The sequence below is a fragment of the Enterococcus sp. CSURQ0835 genome (assembly GCF_902706605.1).
GTDB lineage: Bacteria > Bacillota > Bacilli > Lactobacillales > Enterococcaceae > Enterococcus_A.
In genome coordinates this window covers 15,829-34,417 of record NZ_CACSLH010000010.1, presented here as the reverse complement: position 1 = coordinate 34,417, position 18,589 = coordinate 15,829, and the positions used below count along the sequence as shown (strand labels likewise).

18 protein-coding genes are annotated in these 18,589 nt (G+C 41.8%); 6 read left to right on the top strand and 12 right to left on the bottom strand.

Annotated elements, in window-relative coordinates:
* Positions 1 to 73 precede the first annotated feature (73 nt).
* The gene (locus GVJ38_RS05970) at positions 74 to 2,275 is read right to left on the bottom strand and encodes a 5'-nucleotidase C-terminal domain-containing protein (protein ID WP_235032829.1); all 2,202 of its coding nucleotides are present in this window, start codon (positions 2,273 to 2,275) and stop codon (positions 74 to 76) included.
* Between the two features lie 266 nt (positions 2,276 to 2,541).
* On the opposite strand from GVJ38_RS05970, the gene GVJ38_RS05965 reads away from it, so the two are divergent.
* On the top strand, positions 2,542 to 2,976 hold the full coding sequence (locus GVJ38_RS05965; RefSeq protein ID WP_159722265.1) for an NUDIX hydrolase: 435 nt from the start codon (positions 2,542 to 2,544) through the stop codon (positions 2,974 to 2,976).
* Between the two features lie 117 nt (positions 2,977 to 3,093).
* Here the strand turns inward: GVJ38_RS05965 and GVJ38_RS05960 are convergent, their stop codons facing one another.
* From GVJ38_RS05960 to GVJ38_RS05950, 3 genes are read right to left on the bottom strand one after another with little or no spacing between them, the layout of a single operon-like run.
* Positions 3,094 to 4,419, bottom strand: a complete 1,326-nt coding sequence (locus tag GVJ38_RS05960; protein ID WP_159722264.1) for a family 4 glycosyl hydrolase — start codon at positions 4,417 to 4,419, stop codon at positions 3,094 to 3,096.
* Positions 4,420 to 4,448: 29 nt separating this feature from the next.
* Positions 4,449 to 6,029, bottom strand: coding sequence for a PTS transporter subunit EIIC (locus GVJ38_RS05955; protein WP_159722263.1), 1,581 nt, complete (start codon positions 6,027 to 6,029; stop codon positions 4,449 to 4,451).
* A gap of 37 nt (positions 6,030 to 6,066) precedes the next feature.
* Entirely contained in the window at positions 6,067 to 6,870 is an 804-nt protein-coding gene (locus tag GVJ38_RS05950) for a carbohydrate deacetylase (RefSeq protein WP_159722262.1), read from the bottom strand.
* Positions 6,871 to 7,024: 154 nt separating this feature from the next.
* On the opposite strand from GVJ38_RS05950, the gene GVJ38_RS05945 reads away from it, so the two are divergent.
* On the top strand, positions 7,025 to 7,753 hold the full coding sequence (locus GVJ38_RS05945) for a MurR/RpiR family transcriptional regulator (RefSeq protein WP_159722261.1): 729 nt from the start codon (positions 7,025 to 7,027) through the stop codon (positions 7,751 to 7,753).
* 67 nt (positions 7,754 to 7,820) lie between these two features.
* Here GVJ38_RS05945 and GVJ38_RS05940 read toward each other — a convergent pair whose 3' ends face one another.
* From GVJ38_RS05940 to GVJ38_RS05915, 6 genes are all read right to left on the bottom strand, one after another.
* Complete coding sequence (locus GVJ38_RS05940) at positions 7,821 to 8,762, bottom strand: zinc-binding dehydrogenase (protein WP_159722260.1); 942 nt, start codon at positions 8,760 to 8,762, stop codon at positions 7,821 to 7,823.
* Positions 8,763 to 8,917: 155 nt separating this feature from the next.
* Complete coding sequence (locus tag GVJ38_RS05935; RefSeq protein ID WP_159722259.1) at positions 8,918 to 9,988, bottom strand: ABC transporter substrate-binding protein; 1,071 nt, start codon at positions 9,986 to 9,988, stop codon at positions 8,918 to 8,920.
* A complete protein-coding gene (locus tag GVJ38_RS05930) occupies positions 9,985 to 10,824 on the bottom strand; it encodes an ABC transporter permease (RefSeq protein WP_159722258.1) in 840 nt (279 codons plus the stop codon). Before GVJ38_RS05930 ends, GVJ38_RS05935 begins: the two co-directional genes overlap by 4 nt.
* Complete coding sequence (locus tag GVJ38_RS05925) at positions 10,821 to 11,630, bottom strand: ABC transporter permease (protein WP_159722257.1); 810 nt, start codon at positions 11,628 to 11,630, stop codon at positions 10,821 to 10,823. The genes GVJ38_RS05930 and GVJ38_RS05925 overlap by 4 nt, the downstream gene beginning before the upstream one ends.
* Positions 11,631 to 11,642: 12 nt before the next feature.
* Positions 11,643 to 12,731 (bottom strand): ABC transporter ATP-binding protein, encoded by a 1,089-nt coding sequence (locus tag GVJ38_RS05920; protein ID WP_159722256.1) that lies wholly within the window; start codon positions 12,729 to 12,731, stop codon positions 11,643 to 11,645.
* 11 nt (positions 12,732 to 12,742) lie between these two features.
* Positions 12,743 to 13,285 carry a helix-turn-helix domain-containing protein gene (locus tag GVJ38_RS05915; protein ID WP_159722255.1) on the bottom strand — a complete coding sequence of 181 codons (543 nt, stop codon included), beginning with the start codon at positions 13,283 to 13,285 and terminating at the stop codon, positions 12,743 to 12,745.
* Positions 13,286 to 13,605: 320 nt separating this feature from the next.
* Between GVJ38_RS05915 and GVJ38_RS05910 the strand changes: the two genes are divergently transcribed.
* Genes GVJ38_RS05910 through GVJ38_RS05895 form a run of 4 tightly spaced genes read left to right on the top strand, consistent with a single transcriptional unit; the run spans position 13,606 to position 16,496 of the window.
* Positions 13,606 to 14,598 carry an acrylyl-CoA reductase family protein gene (locus GVJ38_RS05910; RefSeq protein ID WP_159722254.1) on the top strand — a complete coding sequence of 331 codons (993 nt, stop codon included), beginning with the start codon at positions 13,606 to 13,608 and terminating at the stop codon, positions 14,596 to 14,598.
* A complete protein-coding gene (locus GVJ38_RS05905; RefSeq protein ID WP_159722253.1) occupies positions 14,595 to 15,320 on the top strand; it encodes a phosphopantothenate--cysteine ligase in 726 nt (241 codons plus the stop codon). Before GVJ38_RS05910 ends, GVJ38_RS05905 begins: the two co-directional genes overlap by 4 nt.
* The gene (gene coaC / locus GVJ38_RS05900; protein WP_159722252.1) at positions 15,317 to 15,886 is read left to right on the top strand and encodes a phosphopantothenoylcysteine decarboxylase; all 570 of its coding nucleotides are present in this window, start codon (positions 15,317 to 15,319) and stop codon (positions 15,884 to 15,886) included. Before GVJ38_RS05905 ends, coaC begins: the two co-directional genes overlap by 4 nt.
* Complete coding sequence (locus GVJ38_RS05895) at positions 15,867 to 16,496, top strand: ECF transporter S component (protein ID WP_159722251.1); 630 nt, start codon at positions 15,867 to 15,869, stop codon at positions 16,494 to 16,496. Before coaC ends, GVJ38_RS05895 begins: the two co-directional genes overlap by 20 nt.
* 61 nt (positions 16,497 to 16,557) lie before the next feature.
* On the opposite strand, the gene GVJ38_RS05890 is transcribed toward GVJ38_RS05895, so the two are convergent.
* Together GVJ38_RS05890 and murB are read right to left on the bottom strand one after the other, a co-directional pair.
* Positions 16,558 to 17,379: a hypothetical protein gene (locus tag GVJ38_RS05890; RefSeq protein ID WP_159722250.1), complete on the bottom strand. Its 822-nt coding sequence runs from the start codon at positions 17,377 to 17,379 to the stop codon at positions 16,558 to 16,560.
* Between the two features lie 196 nt (positions 17,380 to 17,575).
* Positions 17,576 to 18,469: a UDP-N-acetylmuramate dehydrogenase gene (murB, locus tag GVJ38_RS05885; RefSeq protein ID WP_442896022.1), complete on the bottom strand. Its 894-nt coding sequence runs from the start codon at positions 18,467 to 18,469 to the stop codon at positions 17,576 to 17,578.
* Between the last annotated feature and the right edge of the window lie 120 nt (positions 18,470 to 18,589).

The window sequence follows — 18,589 nt, the reverse complement described above, 5'->3', positions numbered from 1 at the left end:
CTTTTTATTTTAACAAGAAATGCCCAACTACTCGAATAAAAAAAGCCCGACCGTAGCCGAGCTTTCCAACTCACTATTCAAATCCTTTGAACCCGACACCTTCGTCCGTCCAACCGATTTTTTTCAATGAATCACGTTCACTAGCATAGCGCGTGTAATGATGCGCGCCAGCTACTGCGTTTTTGTTATAAAGACGATAAATATCTTTGTCGCCGCCTGAATAGAAACTGCGGCCTTCGTCTTTCCAACCTAAGTTTTTCAACGTATCACGTTCAACGACACTCATCGTATAATGGTGATCGCCAGCATTTGGATTGTATAAACGATAGACTGCATCGCCTTTGTCTGGTGCTTGCCAGCTGATTCCTTCATCGTTCCAACCAAGCTTGATCAAGTTGTCTTTTTCGCCAGCATGTAATGTGTAGAAGTGCTCGCTCGAATTTGGATTGTATAAACGATAGACTGGCTGTTTCGTGACAGCGGGTTCTTTCGCATACGTTTTCCGACCATCGATTGCCGCCACGACTTTTTTACCAGATTCAGCTAAGTCTTGGATGTAGCCGATAAAAGTTTCGGTATCTGGATCAAGTGCGCCGACTAATTTAGCTTTCGTGAATTCCGCAAAACCATCGCCACCGCCAAATAAGAAATCATTGATCACGACACGGTAAGTTTTATCCGCTTCGATTGCATCACCATTTGCTTTTGTCAAAGTATCCACAACTAGCGGATGATCTTTATCAGCTTGATCAGGATTATCGATCACACTATATTTCAACCCAGCCACTTGTAAGAAGTAACCATTGCCACGATTTTCAACCGGATCATGGCTGAAAGTTTGTTCATTCAACACATTTTTGATTTGAGCGCCAGTCATTTCGACAACTTGTAAAATATTTCCAAAAGGTTGGACCGCTTGGGCTGCTCCCCACGTGATCGAACCATCTGAACCGACTTTTAGATCGGCACGGATACCACCATTATTCGTCATAGCAAAATCAGCTTTGACTCCTTTTTTCTCCGCCATGTGCAGTTGCGCATCAGTGATCAGATTGCCAGCAGGTGACTCACCAACATCATTGACATTTCGCGTAATGTCTTTAGCTTGTTCAGCAGTTCCGATTTTTTGTTCGGTCACAGCTTTCACGCGTTCAGAAGCATCGTCCACGATCGCTTGCACATCTTTATCAGCTTCTGGTGCCGTGTAGTTGGCATCTGTTGGGCGAACTGGATTGACGGTAGCTTCAGGTGTGACCGTAAAATCACCTTTTTCTGTATCATAAGTCCCTTGTAAATCAATATAGCCCTTACCTTGTGAAGTTGATTGAACGACACGAGTCTTGCCTACGACTGCATCTGTATAGACATGGTTGTGCCCAGCAAAATACGCATCGACGCTATTTGCAGGATACAATTGGTTCACTTTGTTGATGATCTCTGCAGTTTCACCGGTCGCACCATCTGCTCCAGTTTGCATTGAAGGTGTATGACCTAACACGACGATCGCATTGACCTTTTCTTTTTCAACTAACGTCTTAGCATTATCTGCAATTGCTTGAGCCGGGTCAGTAAAATTATAATCTTTATGGTGCGCGGCTAAAACTAAGTTCGGGATCTCAGTCGTTACGACACCGATAAAACCGATTTTTACTTTCTGACCATTTTGATCATATTCTTTAACCGTATAATCTTTCCAGTCATAAGGATTTTTACCGGTCATTTTGTCTTTGACATTTGCGATGACAAGATCAAAGCCGCCTTTTAATTGGTCTTTTGTGTAGGCATTGTTGTAATCATAGACGATCGGATAAAAATTTGAATCTTTTGCTGGTTTGTCACCATTTAAAATCCGGTTGTACTCAGCTAAGCCTTCGTCAAATTCGTGATTTCCTAAAGTCCCGACATCAAATTTCATTTGGTTCAAGACCCGCATCGTCGGTTGATCTTGCAACAAACCAGAGTTGGCTGGACTTGCTCCCACCATATCACCAGCTTGCACTCGCATTGAGATTCCGTTGGCATTTTTGGTCATGAAATCTTTGGTTGACTGATTGAAATAACCTGCCATCAATGAGGCTGTTCCAGCATTAGCTGTCTTATGCCCTGCACCGTCATAATAACTTCCTGTCGTACTCAATGCACCATGAAAATCATTGATTCCTAACATCTGTACCGGTACACTGTCAGCTTTTGCTGTTTGACCGAACGCTCCAACTGAAAGACCGAGCAAAACCGACATTGAGATGAAGCTGAATTTACCTGTCCCCTTTACCACAAAAAAACCTCGCTTTCAAAAATAAAAGATTTTTGGATCCGATTTCAATATACCGCAAAAATAAAAAAAGGCAATATTTTTTCACAGTTTTATCATAAAATAATTTACGATCTAGACCTTTGACAGCAAGTTTTACAAACGATTCTCTTTTTCACTTAAAAGTTTTTTAGCTGTTGTTTTAATTAGAAATTTTTCAATCACTCGGGGATAAATTAAAATAATTTTTTCAGCTGATCTATGCTATCGTAGAATTAGGAGGTGAGTAGTTGAAAACAATTGGCGTCTTTAATCTCATTTTTCACAACGAAAAAGTTCTGCTAGTCAAACGGCGCGATATTCCTTTTTGGGATCTGCCCGGCGGAAGAAAAGAAACAGATGAAACACCGATTATTGCCTTGCTCCGAGAAACCACAGAAGAAACAGGACTGAGTGTCACACCGCAGCGCAAAGTCGGACATTTTTACAATGCAACGTTAGCTGATGAACAAATCATTTTTTGTAGTCAGATCTCAGGTGGTCACTGGCTCACTAGCGGCCCTGAGACAAAAGAACTACGCTTTTTCTCACCGAGACAGCTCCCATTAAACTTGATCCCTCAACGAAAAAAACAGATTCAACTAGCTCTCAAACAATTACCCGTGCAATACTGTGCCATCAAAGATCCGTGGTGGGTGCGAATTTATAAACAGCTGACGCACTAATGGTGTTTGTGTCCCATCTTTAAATCAAATCGTACTTTAAGTTCCTTTGAGACAAACTAAAAGAGCCGTCAATAAAAGACGGCTCAATTCAATAGCACTTGTTTTATTTTGAATAGCTTAACTTAACTCTGGCCAAAAATCTCGATTTGCTTCATACAATTCGTCTAAAACTTTTTTCCCGATCGTATAATTAGGAATCGTTTTATTCAACATCACTGCTTCTAAAGCTGTTTGATAAGAGCCTGATAAAGCGGCATCAACGGTCATTTTTTCGTAAGCCTTTTGCATTTCCATCAAACCTTTTTGGAATGTTGGGATCGCACCGATATTGATCGTTTCAGCGCCCATTGCTCCTACGTAAGCCGGCGTTTCCACTACCGCTTCAGGATCAAAATTTGAAATTGCACCATGATTTTTTTTGTTTACTGTAAAACGCTCTCTAGTATTGTGAATAATGGCATAGGCAATGTCCACGATATAATTGCCGTGTACCCCTGCATGCAATGAAGAACCTTTCGCTGAACCCGCTGCGATGACACGTCGACATTCATCGTAAATTCTTTTTTCTCGCCCTTGCATAACATAGTCCCCACGAGTGAAATCAGGATCGTCATGTGCAACCATTTCATCAGGCGTCAAATAATATTGTAAGTAGCAATTAGGAAAATACTCAGGGAAACGTTTAAAGAGACTGATCATTTGTTTGTACGTATCGATCCAATATTGATCGCCTTCCGTTTCATCATTTGACATGAGCAACGTGTCGATCTTGCCTGACACGACATCTTCCCGCAATTTCGGTAACAAATCCCTGCCTTGTTCATCAATAACATTCGTCCACCAACCAAAGTGATTCAAGCCGAAATATTTAAAGGTCAAGTCGCGTAGATCTTTTTTGAAATATTTGGCGATCGCGCCTTCAATTGAAATCGGCATATCACAAATACATAGCACATTAGCATCGGGAAATTCTCGATAAATAGCCTCTGACAAAATTGCTTCCGGATTCGTGTAGTTTAAAATCCAAGCATTTGGACAGATCTCTTTGACTTTTCGAATAATCTCTAATACTGCCGGGATCACTCGCATCGCAAATGAGAAACCACCGAGTCCACAAGTTTCTTGACCGACGACACCATTGCGTAAACAAATCTTTTCATCGATTGCCCGTTGTTTGTTCAAACCCGGACGGATCTGCATAAATAAGAAGTCTGCTCCTTGTAAAGCCGCCTCAAGATCAGTAGCATAAGAGACCGCGACCTTTGAACCAGTCTCCCCATAATACATTTTCGTATACTGACCTAACAGATTGACCCGTTCTTCGTCATTATCATACAACACTAACTCTGTTAAATTCAGTTCTGCTGCTCGTTTCCGTAAAACTTCTAAAATACCAGGCGACTGAGTTGAACCGCCACCAATCATTACGAATTTATTCCCCATTTTATTTTCCTCCAATAATCCGATTTATCTTATACATTTATCGTTTGTAAGTGAGCTAGATAAGCCTCAACTTTTTCTCGTTCTTCTTCAACTCCGACCCCAATAATGATCTGGATATGTTTACCTTTATCTACGATGCCAGAAGCTTGAACTTTTTCTTTTAAAATCTGCAAGTTGACTTTATCCGCATCTTTGACATCCACACGCAGCCGGGTATAACAGTTGATGATACTTTCAATATTGTCTGCTCCACCTAGACCTGCTACAATATTTTGAATTTGCGGCTCAAATGCTGTCTCACCTTCTGCTGGCGTTTTTACATCAATGGTTTCATCTAGTGATACAGTTTCAATTGACGTATCTTTTGGCTCACGTCCTAACGTTGGGATATTTAATTTTACGATCAACGTTTTAAAGACAAAATATTCTAGAACTGCCGTGATTAAAAATACGACTGGAATCAAGTATTGGTGACCTAATCGACTCGGAAAGGCAAAACTGTTGATTATCATATTGATCCCCGTATCAAATTGAATATTGATCCCAACTAGATTCGTGAGTAGCATACTTAGACCATAAACAACTGCATGCGCTGTCCAAAGAACTGGTGATAAGAATAAGAATAAAAATTCTAATGGCTCTGTTACCCCAGCTAAAAAGGCAGTTGTGACAGTTGGAATCAAGATAGCAGCTACCTTTTTACGATTTTCCAGACGAGCTGTTTTCCAAAGTGCAAACGCGATGCCGATCGGTAATGAGATCGAACCAAAGTTTGCTAAGTAGCCGATCGATGGATGCATTGAAGAGATCGAACCTGCATTGCCTAATTCAGCTAACCAGATATTAAAAGCGCCATTGTAAGCTTGACCCGCGATCTCTGCCGTTCCTCCAAGGGGTGTATAAAATATTGGCATCCATAAGAAATGGTGTAAGCCCAGTGGTAGCAATAAACGATTCAAGAACCCATAGAAGAAGAATCCAACTGAGCCTGCTGTAGTCGTCGCTTTCACAACCGCTTCAACAGCTGCATTCACAGCCGGCCAAAGATAAGTAATTCCAATTGCAAATAAGATTGTCGCAAACACGATCAAAATATAAGCTGATTTCGTTCCAGAATAAGGCGCTAAATACTTGTGTAATTTGATCTCACCAAATTTATTCACCATCACACCAACAAACACACCAAGTAAGATCCCTAAAAAGACACCCATATCCGTTACTTGAATCCCAAAAACAGTACCTTGACCCGTTCCGTATAAGCCTTGCTTACCAGCTTCAGCCAAGCGGTCCGTGACCGTTAACCAAGCGTTATTTGCATATAAGAAAACTAAATACGTGATGATTCCTAAAATTGCAGCATCTGTTTTATATTTAGGTTTGGCTAAAGCAGCCGCGATCCCGACACAAAATATCGCACTTAACTGTCCGATCATTCCGCCAGACATGATATTAAAAACAAAATTTCCAACTTCTTTCAACGCAGCTGGCATCATCTCTAATTTAAAAATGGCACAAACCGACAAGATGATCCCCGTTACAGCCATAAACATTACTGGCTGAATAATTGCCTTTGAAAAAGTACTAGCTGACTTCATGAGTCTTTCTTTCATTGCTTCCCTCTCCTTTTAAGTTTAATTTTATTGACCGTCAGTTACTCAATGCTGTTACAAACTCGCCATAATGATACAATTCAACTTGATATTTCGCTAAAAGCACACGCAGTTCAGGGTCACACAATAGGGAAACTTCTTTCGCTCGCTGGATGTTAAATGATGAATTAAAATATAAAGTTTCATCTACAAAAGCCGGATGGACCATTAGTTCTGTCACCTCATCTTCTTGAGCTAAAGCTAAAACAGCTTCGATTTCTCCAAGACATTGCGCTTGTCTAGTCTTCACCGTAAAGTTAAGATCGCGAATTTCTGGGTAATTCATCAAATCTAAAAAGCCGCTGATTCCTTTTTGATAAGGCAAAGTCACACGTGCTTCAAGCTCATAAGCATTTCGAAAACATAATCGATACTTTTCAGCGATCCGTTTAGTAATTGCATAATTTTCTGGGAAAGTATGAACATGGTGATGACTATCTAAATGTGTAAGCGTCAATCCTTTTGAAATTAAAGTATCAATCTGATTACACCATTCTTGGAAAATCGCCTCTTCATCCATTTGACTTCGGAAAATCGCATAATCTTTTAAACTAAAAAAATTTCCATTTGCATCAGTTAATGATGGATTAGGGATTAAAGGTGCACCGCAAGTTAAAACTAAATGACCGCCAACTCCTAGACCAGGATTATTTTTCGCTAATTCGATAGCTTCATCGCAGCCAAGCATATTGGCCATCAATGTAGCTGACGTCAACACCCCTTTTTTATACGCTTCGATAATGCCTAAATTGACCGCAGTTGAATAACCAAAGTCATCTGCATTGATAATTATTTTTTTCATTTTTTTACCCCTTTTATCTAGAAATTACTTTCACATAAAGTCATTGCTTTCTCTATGATCGTAGTATAGAGTATTAAGATAGCGCATACAATACTTTGAAATTAACCTGATAGTCCTTTCTGATCTTGAAAGTACTTTCGTTGGAGGAGACCAAATGAAAAAAATTTACTACTTCAATCGCTTATTACCAAATAGTCAGCTTAAAGCCGATGATGAAAAGATAATCGAGAGCATGATCACTGATGTCGAAGCCAAGAAACCGATTGAAATCAAGCTAGTGGCTGAAAAAAATTTTACTTCCCAATCTTCCATCAGCCGACTCGCTAAACGAGCAGGCTTTAAGAATTTCAAAGAGCTCGTCTTCTTTTTAGAAACTGAATTTTCGGCTAAATCAAATAAACAAATCGACGAACTTCCATTTGTTAGCTCCGCTCATGATTGGGATACCATTGATCAATATTTTTCAGAAGCATTTTCAACTAAAAAAATCTATTTGTTTGGTGAAGGTTTTTGTCAATTTTTAGTCGACTATACGTATCGGAAACTACTGCTCAAAAAAATCTATGCGATCGACCTTGAAGGTGTTGAGATCAGTTTGGTCTCAGACGAAACTCCCCACACGTTGCTCACGTTCTCTCAGTCAGGTGAAAATCGACATGGCTTAATCAAAATGCAAGAATGCAAAAGTTATGGCGGCAAAGTGATCGCGATCACTGCGACGGAAAACAGTAGCTACACAAAGCAAAGCGATCTTTCTTTTATCGTTGAACGTGGCACAACGGGGATGGATCATGAAAACCAATACTTGAATTACTTTTTTGGCAACTCACTTAACTTAATCGAATACTTGATTGGAATTTATACGAAAAAAGAAAAAGCGTGACCTATTTAAGGTGACGCTTTTCCTTTTTAAAGATGACTGTATGAATTGATTATTTTACTAATACTTCTTAAACCCGCACCACTAATTTTCCCAACACGTCTCCTGCTTGTAAGACATCTTGCGCATGTTTCATGTCACTTAACGAAAAAACCGCACCGATCTTAAAACGTAACTGATGCTGCGTGATAAATGTCTGTAGTTCAGAAAGCAAGTTTACATCTACAACAGTTGATTGAAAATTTGATAAGTACGCTCCAGAAGGAATTTCAAAAGGTGAGAAGTTTGGCAGTTCCCACGTGTTAGCAAGTCCCCCAGTCACTACATGCACCCCACCAGGTTTTAAATGCTGCAATGAATCTCGTAATGTTTTTACTCCCACAAAATCAATGATCGCATCGTAAGTTACTTCAGTTTGCAATTTGCCAGCTTTTTCTAAGACAAAATAGTCGGCGCCTAAATCCAACAAGTCAGACGCTCTTTTTATTTGACGCGAAGTCGCAGTCACTTCCGTTTCCAAAAATCGCAAAAAACTCAATGTTGCCAATCCAACAGTTGAAGTCCCGCCGCGCACTAAAACTTTTTGACCTGCTTTGATATTCGCTACCTTCAATGACCCGTAAGCGGTGTAACCACTTTCTGGAATCGTCGCCAGCTGCTCCCATGTGTCCGTCACAGTTAACGGATAGATTTGATCATTCGGAACGGCTAAATACTCTTCGTAACTACCATCAAACTGACGTCCCAAGCCACCCATCAGCGTCATAACTTTTGTCCCTACTGGTAGCTTTCCATCAACCGTTTCTTCGATCTCACCGACTGCTTCGATCCCTAAAACGCGCGGCAAACTAACATCTGGCGATTGTCCCAAACGAGTATAAAGTTCCGCGCGATTTAATCCAAACGCTTGATTTTTGATTACAGACCAACCCGGACGAGCTCGCGGAATCGGACGTTCGACTAAATTAAAGCCAGCAGAACTACCAAAAGTTTCTAAAACTACTGCTTGCATCTTGCACACTTCCTTTTTATTCATTATGCATCAAAATGAAATCGGATACAAAAATGAAGCCAGCTAATTGTTTTAATGAAAGTTACGTCTTAACTCAACCAATCTTTCACTAAAAAGGACGGACAAACCTTGATTCAGTTTGTCCGTCCTGCTTTTTATTTCCGATACATTTTAAATTCCAAATACAGATCGTTGTAGATCCCTAAATATTTGGGCCCAAGATCTTGGTAGACTTCTAAATGTTTCAATGTCTGATCATCAGGATAAAATTGCGGATCGTTTGAAACAGATTTTGGTAACAAAGCCCGCGCTTTTTTATTCGGGGTTGCATACCCGATGTATTCAGCATTTTGTTTAGCGTTTTCTGGTTTCAACATAAAATTGATAAAGTCGTAAGCGCCCTTCCGATTTTTCACCGTTTTAGGAATGACGATATTGTCAAACCACAGATTGGAGCCTTCAGGTGGAATGACATAGTGCAAGTGTTTGTTTTGCGCCATCATGTCAGCTGCTACGCCAGAAAAGGTGACCGCCACCGCACTTTCGTTGTTGATCATGTACATTTTGATCTCGTCAGCCACGATCGCTTTGACATTGCCCGTCAAGCCTGAAAGTTTGCGGGTTGCTTGTTCCAGTTGTTGTTTATTTTTCGTATTCAAGGAGTAGCCTAAGCTGTTGAGTGACAAGCCGAGGACTTCACGAGCACCATCGATCAGCATCACATTGTTTTTCAACTCAGGCCGCCACAGATCATTCCAATGTTGGATCTTATCTGGTGCGATCATTTGATCGTTGTAGACGATCCCCAAAGTCCCCCAAAAATACGGCACTGAATAGCGATTGTTTTGATCAAAAGCTTGATTTAAAAAACGTGGATCAAGATTGTTGAGTCCTTTGATTTTGTTATGATCTAACGGCTCCAACAAATTTTCTTTTTTCATTTTTTGGATCATATATTCACTGGGGATCGTAATATCATAAGCGGTCCCGCCTTGTTTGATTTTAGCTTCCATCGCTTCATTGGAATCAAAGGTTTCATAGTTGACTTTATAGCCGTATTCTTTTTCAAATTTTTTGAGGAGCTCAGGATCGATATAATCGCCCCAATTGTAAATATTCAAGACATTCGTGCTCGTGTTAGCTTTTTTATTCAATTGCGTCAAGGCCAACGTCAGCAGTAAAATAATGGCGATGACACCGATGAAAAGTGAACGTAATTTTTTCATTTTAAGCGTGCCACCTCCTCGAATTCACGTTTGCGTTTGCGGCGTTTTTTCGATAAATTATCTTGGCTGATGAAATAATACCCCACTACCAAGATCAGCGAGAATAAAAAGACTAACGTCGACAAGGCATTGATCTCCAAACTGATCCCTTGCCGCGCGCGCGAATAGATTTCTACAGATAACGTTGAAAAACCATTCCCCGTTACAAAAAAGGTCACAGCAAAATCATCTAACGAGTAAGTAAACGCCATAAAATAGCCCGCGATGATTCCAGGAGTCAAATACGGTAAGACGATATTCCCTAGCACTTGAACATTATTCGCGCCCAAATCGCGGGCAGCATCCACCATCGAATCGTTCATCTCTTGCATTTTTGGCAAGACCATCAAGACGACGATCGGGATACTAAAGGCAATGTGAGACAGCAAGACGCTGACAAAGCCCAGCTGAAAATTTTTCAACACACTCCCTAACATGGTGAATAAAATCAAAAAGCTGGCCCCGATAATGACATCTGGGGAAACCATTAAAATATTATTCAAGCCTAACAATGAAGACCGATGCTTTTTCGTGTAATAGATCGACATCGCCCCAAACGTTCCGATCAGCGTCGCTAAAAGTGCGGCTAAAAAAGCCAAGATGAACGTTTGCAATACGATCCCGATCAAACGGGTGTCAGAAAATAAAGTTTGGTAATGTTCGAAGGTAAAGCCGGTGAATTTGGTCATATTGCCACCAGCGTTAAATGAATAATAGATCAAATAAAAAATCGGCACGTACAACAAAATGAAGACGGCGATCAAATAAAGATTCGACCAAGAAAAATGTTTTTTCATTTAGCACGTCCTCCTTTACGTTTTTCACCGGTCAACAGCATCACGATAAACATCGCGACGATCAAGATCACACCGATCGTTGAACCCATGCCCCAATTTTGCGTTACGAGAAAATGTTCTTCGATCGCAGTCCCTAATGTGATCACACGATTCCCGCCGATCAAGCGCGTCAGCATGAATAGTGAGAGTGACGGGATGAAAACTGCTTGCACGCCACTTTTCACACCGTTTAATGAAAGCGGGAAGATCACCCGGCGAAATGTCGCCACGTTATTCGCGCCTAGATCACGACTGGCAGAAATAAGCGTCGGATTGATCTCTTCTAACGCATTGAAAATCGGCATGATCATAAACGGCAACTCGATATAAGCTGCGACGAACATAAAACTAAAATCGGTAAATAATAGCTGCTTTGGTCCGATTCCGATGAAACTCAAAAAGTCATTGACAGACCCGTGAGCACTAAAAATCCCGATAAAGGCATACGCTTTTAATAATAAATTGATCCAAGTTGGCAACACGACAAGTAATAAAAGAAGTTGTCGGTGTTTTACCCGCGCTAAAAAATAGGCGGTCGGATAACTGATCAGTAAGGTGACTAAGGTGATCAAAAACGCGAACAAGACGGAGTTTAACGTCATCATCAAATACGTTTTTGAAGTCAGATATGTTTGGTAATTGCTCAAAGTAAACTGACCATTGAGATCAAAAAAGGATTGATAAATGATCAAGATCACCGGTGCGATCACAAAAAAGAGCAACCAAAAATAATACGGAATCGAATACAGGCGGCGCATATTTTTCATTTGATCGCCTCCCTACTCTTCATAACTTTCAAGCCGGGCATCAAATTCAGCTTCGGTTTCATTAAAGCGCATGACGTGAATGTCTTCGGGCTCAAATGATAGACCGACTTTGCTGCCTTCTTTGGCTTTTTTGGTCGAATGGACCATCCACTCATTGCCATCTTCATCGACACCTAAAATCTCGTAATGGACTCCCCGGAACAATTGGGTTTCGACTGTGACGACCAATTTCCCTTTTTCGGGTGTCGTCATGGTCAAATCTTCTGGCCGCAACACGACTTCCACGGGTTCATTAGGTTTCATGCCGCCATCGACACACTCAAACACTTTGCCGACAAATTTCACTTGGTAATCCGCGAGCATTTCACCGGCTACGATATTGCTTTCACCAACAAAATCAGCTACAAAATGATTGATGGGTTCGTCGTAAATATCGACTGGACTGCCGGATTGGACGATCTTGCCTTTGTTCATGACAAAAATCTCATCACTCATAGCGAGTGCTTCTTCTTGGTCATGGGTCACAAAAATAAAAGTGATCCCGAGGCGTTTTTGTAACTCACGCAATTCATATTGCATGTCCGTCCGCAATTTTAGATCCAATGCCGAAAGCGGCTCGTCTAGTAATAAGATCTTAGGTTCATTGACAATGGCGCGGGCGATCGCGATCCGTTGTCGCTGTCCGCCAGACATCTCGGTGATCTCCCGATTTTCATAACCAGGCAGCTGAACTAATTTCAACGCTTCCGTTACTTTTTTTGCGATTTCTTTTTTGGGCATCTTTTTGATCTTCAAACCAAACGCGACATTGTCAAAAACATTCATGTGAGGAAAGAGCGCGTAATCTTGAAAGACTGTATTCACTTGGCGTTTGTTGGCTGGGATATCATTCATCCGTTTGCCTTCAAAATAAATGTCCCCTTCACTGACTTCCGTAAAGCCGGCAATGATCCGCAAGATCGTCGTCTTCCCACAGCCAGAAGGTCCGAGCAATGTATAAAAGCGGCCTTCTTCGATCTCGAAGCTGACTTTTTTCAAAACTGGTTCATCGTCATCATACGCTTTGACGACTTTTTCAAACGAAATAATTGGACTTGTCATTTGATCACTTCCTATAAATAAGATTCCGTGGCGACGATCAGCACTTGGCTTTGGCCACTCGTTTCATTTTGCAGACGGTGAGGCTTCGTCGCTTCATAATAAATACTCTCACCAGCTTTAGCGAGATAATTTTCGGTGCCAAATTGCAACGAGATCGCACCTTTTAACACGTAGATGAATGTTTCCGAAAGCGAAGGCGTGAATTGTTTATATTGGCCACCTTTTGCGAGCGTCAATAAGATCGGCTCCATTTCTTTTTCATTCGATTCGGTGATCAGCCAGGTGATGTGATACCCGTGCTCATCATCGGTAAAAGATTGAGCATCTTGTTGCGTATATAAAATCTTTTGTTCCCCGATTTTTTGACTGAAAAAACCTTCTGGCGTTACACCTAGCACCTCTAGGATGGCAAAAAAAGTTTCCAGTGAAGGGGAGCTCAAATCGCGTTCCAACTGCGAGATATAGCCTTTTGACAATCCAGTTCGTTCACCTAACTCTTCTTGGGTCAAATTTTTTTGGATGCGCAGATTTTTCAATTTTTCTCCGATCTCCATCCGGTTACCTCCTTTAAGCCAACTGTTCATTCATAGTCGTTACTTGTTTAACAATAGTAAACTAGAAGTTTAATAGCACCAGTCAAGTATACGAAAAAGTTGCTAGATTTCAAGTAAGGTTAATTTTTTCTTAGAAAAGCGTAGCTGCTCCGTCGATTTCAGAACCGGCTCTTAAGCCGATCAACACGTTTGGCTAGCAACAATTGTTTAGTCATTTTTTGATCGGTTCAAAAAAATGCTTTCTAACTCAAAAATCGATCATCAGAAGTTGCATTTTTGCTCGTTTCCGCTATCATAAAATAAATGAAAGGAGCCTTTAGATGACAACTTACAAACGTTTTCGAGTCGTTGCTGATGATCCGATCAGAACGCTCGTTGAAGATTTTGAACAACCGGAACTTGCAGCAGGTGAAGTTTTGTTACAAGTCGCGTATTCAGGAATCAATTATAAAGACGCACTGGCGACCCGAGCCAACACCGGTGTCGTTCGGACTTATCCCATCACACCAGGAATCGACGCAGCCGGAACGATCATCGCTAGCCAAGACGATCGTTTCAAAGTAGGACAAGCAGTGCTAGTCACAGGCTTTGGTTTTGGTGTGGCCGCTGATGGTGGTTGGACTGAATTAGCGGTCGTCCCAGCTGATTGGCTCGTAGCATTGCCCCAAACGTTAAGTCCTAAACAAGCGATGACTTTTGGAACGGCAGGTTTTACTGCGGCACTAGCTGTCGATGCATTGGAGCAACATGGTTTGACTAAAACTAGCCGTGTTTTGGTAACGGGTGCAACCGGTGGTGTAGCGAATTTTGCGATCAGCTTTTTGCAAGCCCAAGGCGTTAAAACGATCATTGCGTTAACGCGTAAAACAGAGCAGGCTGATTATTTGAAACGTCTAGGCGCGACTACTATTTTATCGCCAACCGACTTACCAGAAAAAACGAAACCACTCGCAAAGCAACAATTTGATTTTGTGATCGATACCGTTGGCGGCACGCAATTAAGTCAGCTATTACCGCTGATTTCTTACGGCGGCAGTTTAGCTTTATGCGGTAATGCTGGCGGGATCAAATTTGAAACAACTGTCTTGCCGTTTATTTTACGAAGCGTCAATTTATTAGGAATTGATTCAGTGGAAGCAAATTTGGAAACACGAACTCGCTTATGGGAAAAAATGGCGACTTTATGGTCAGTTCCTGCAGCGTTACAAGTCAATGAGATCAAATTAACGGAACTGTCGGCGACGATTGCCGATTTACTTGCAGGACAACATGTCGGCCGCACACTTATTCACTTAGGAGGAATGACGCGATGAAAATTTTGATCACTGCCGGTGGAACGTCAGAAAAGATCGATGACGTTCGTTCGATTACGAATCACTCGACAGGACGATTAGGTAAAGCGATCGCTGAACGATTTGCAAAAAGCGGGGCTACGATCGATTATGTGACTACCCAGCAAGCCGTTTTACCTCAAGCGGAAGCCATCACCTTTCATATGATCGAATCCACCGCTGATTTAGCCCACACGATAACTGACTTACTAACTAAAAATAACTATACCGCGGTGATCCACAGTATGGCCGTGAGTGATTTCACCCCGGAAAGCTCAGTCACGTTAGCTGAATTAGAACAAGTGACTGCCCAACAGCCAGCCGACTTGGCCCAAGCTTTGGCTACTCAAGCTAAACGACGAACTGAGAAAAAAATCTCGTCTGATACGGATCATTTAGTTCTTATTTTAAAAAAGAATCCAAAGATCATCGCGTTGATCAAGGAGCTGCAGCCCGCTACGATCTTAGTCGGTTTTAAATTATTAGTTGATGTTCCACTAGTCAAATTATTAGATGTCGCTCACCAAAGTTTAGTGAAAAATCAGGCTGATTTTATTTTAGCCAACGACTTAGCACAAATTTCCGGTGAACATCATCCCGGCTTTTTGCTCAATCGTGACAATCAAGTCAAAAAAGCGCAAACGAAAACCGAGATCGCAGACTTGATCGCCCAAGAAGTTTTAGCATTGGAGGAAAAAAAGTGAAAACAATTTTATTAGGTGTCAGCGGCAGTATCTCCGCTTACAAAGCAGCTGACCTCACCAATCAATTGACTAAGCTAGGTTATCAAGTCGATGTGGTGATGACTCAAAACGCGACTAAATTCATCACGCCGTTGACTTTACAATCGTTATCACATCGACCTGTTCATTTAGATGTCATGACCGAAAACAAACCCGCTGTCATCAATCATATCGATTTAGCTAAACGTGCCGATCTTTTTTTAGTCGCCCCAGCTTCGGCTAATAGCATCGGTAAATTAGCCAACGGGATCGCAGATGATCTACTTTCGACAGTGGCATTAGCTTTGTTACCTACCACGCCTAAATTGATCGCGCCGGCCATGAACACTTACATGTATCAAAATCCGATCACGCAAAAAAATCTTACCACCTTAAAAGAAGTCGCTGGTTACGAAGAGATCATTCCCCGTGAAGCCTTACTAGCTTGTCGCGATTATGGTCGTGGAGCCTTGGCGACGATCGATACGATCGTCGAACAAAGTTTAGCGGCGTTAAAGGAGTCGACTGATGAAAAATCTGAAAGTTAAAGATTTCACCTTGACGGCACTTTTTTTAGCAATCTTGATCATCTTAGCCGTGACTCCGTTAGGCTTTATTCCGATTGGTCCCATCAACGCAACGACGATGCACATCCCCGTGATCATCGCGTCGATCATCTTAGGTCCTAAGATCGGTGCCAGTCTCGGAGGGATTTTTGGCGTGATCAGTTTGATCCGTTCAACGGTGATCATCACGCCGATGTCATTTGCCTTTTCACCGTTTATCGCCAACCCATTGACTGGACACGGCGACTGGCGAGCGGTGATCGTTGCGATCCTTCCGCGAATTTTGATCGGGATCGTGCCTTATTTCGTCTATCGCATCATGGCGCGTTTATTAAAGCAAAAAGCTCAGACTGTCAGTTTATTTATCGCTGGCGTAGCGGGTTCACTGACTAACACGATCCTCGTCATGAATTTGATTTTTTTCTTTTTTAAAGACAGTTATGCTCACACAGTGCAAGTTGCTGCGCAGACCGTTTACACCGTGATCTTAAGTGTCATCTTTGGTAGTGGTCTAGTGGAAGCAATCGTTGCTGGGATCGCGACAATGGGTGTCTGTGCGGTTTTATTACGTTTATTGAAACGTGCGAACTAGCTTATGCTCGCTGATATTTAAAAAAATCCGTAACTCAAAAGCTGAGCTACGGATTTTTATTTTATTCTTCATACCATGAAATGCCTTCTGATTGCCAGCCGGCGTTCGTCAACGCTTGTTGTTCTTTTTGATCTAACGTATAGTGATGGGCCCCAGCTTTAGCATTTGGATTGTAGACGCGGTAGACGCCAACATTTTTGCTATCAGCGGAATAGAAGCTGATTCCTTCTGATCGCCAGCCATTAGCCACTAGATGATCGACTTCACTTTTATCTAATGTATAATGATGGTCGCCTGCATTTGGATTGTAAACGCGATAAATTGGGATACCACCTTGATACGATTGCCATGATGTTCCTTCAAAGTTCCAGCCGATTTGAGCTAGTTGATCTCTTTCAGCTCCGTTGGTCGTGTAAAAATGTTCGCCTGACTGTGGATTATACAAGCGGTAAACAGACTGAGTTTTGGGTTCGACTTTGACTGGAATGATTTGCGCGACATCTTCTACGGAATAGCCGCCATATTTTTTAATTAAAAGTTGTTTGGTTTTTTCGGAAAGTTTCGTTTCAGGAGCCAGAGTTGTCTCGCCTGCGCGAACGGCTCGCCATGTATCACCTTTGATCTCAAACACTGGATCATTTTCTGCATGAAAATCAACTGTGCCGGTCGTTTCCACTCCACCAACTGGCTTGATTTGATAGTTTACGTTTCCTTGGTCTCCCACGGTAATTTTTTTCGGCAACTCTAAGTTTACCTCATAACGGAACCCGATACCGGTGTTGATCGTCTGAGTTTCAGCTGCTTGTGCCGTTTGAACCTGACTGATCCCCACCATACTTGCTAAGCCGATTGTTGCCACTACTAAACGAAGTTCGTGTTTCATCTCCTGCTCCTCCTAAAAAGTTACTGCTTTGCTCTTCTCATTTAAGATACAGGAAAAAACAAAATAAAAAACATCAATTATTCATCAAGGTTCGAATATTTTTGGCAGTTTCATTATGAGAACGCTTAACAATTGCTTACTCGGAAAAAATAAAAATCAGGAGCCTGACTGATGTTGCGTCTGACTCCTGATTTTTTTATTTTGGTTCTTCACCAATGATTCGGACTTCGGTTTCCAAAGTCACATCAAATTTTTCTTTGATCACTTGTTGAATGTGCGCGATCAATTCGATGTAGTCTGTTGCTGTTGCGTGATCAATATTTACAATGAAGCCCGCGTGTTTTTCTGAGATTTGCGCGCCGCCCCATTTTAAGCCTTGCAAGCCGGCTTCTTGGATCAATTTACCAGTGAAATGTCCCACTGGGCGTTTGAACACACTGCCACAAGAAGGATACTCTAACGGCTGTTTCAATTGCCGCAACTCGGTCAATTCAGTCATCCGTTTTTCGATTTGATCATGGTCACCCAGTGTTAATTCAAACGTGGCACTTAACACGATCGCTGGTTGATCTTGAACCGCTGAATGCCGATATGCAAAATTCATCTGCTCGCTCGTCCACGTTTCGATCGTTCCATCAGCCAATAAAATCTCAGCTGACTGAAAGACATCTTGCAACTGTCCATCATAAGCTCCTGCATTCATGAAGACCGCCCCACCGATGCTGCCGGGGATACCGCACGCAAATTCAAAACCAGCTAATGAATGATCCAATGCGACATAGGTGGTGTCGATCAGCTTCGCACCAGCTTGGGCTGTCACAAGATTTCCTGCAGCTTTGATCTCGGTCATATCAGTCAACATGATCACGATTCCACGAATTCCACCATCGCGAACGATCAAATTGCTGGCATTCCCTAGGACAAGCCAAGGCAAATCTTGCGCACGAGCAAAGTCTAGCAATGCTTTGACCTCTTGATTATTTTTAGGAAAAGCTAATACGTCAGCCGGTCCCCCGGTTTTCGTAAAAGTATAATTCATCAACGGTTCATCGAATAATAATTTCACAGTTGGAAGTTCTTTTGTCAACATCTCTTTTTTCACAATCCTGATCCTTTCTTGTAGCGTCTCAACTATTTTAGCACGCGAGATTTATTCTCGCCACCTCTGACCAAAAACACAGTTGCTATTTTTTACTTTTTCGCTAAAGGA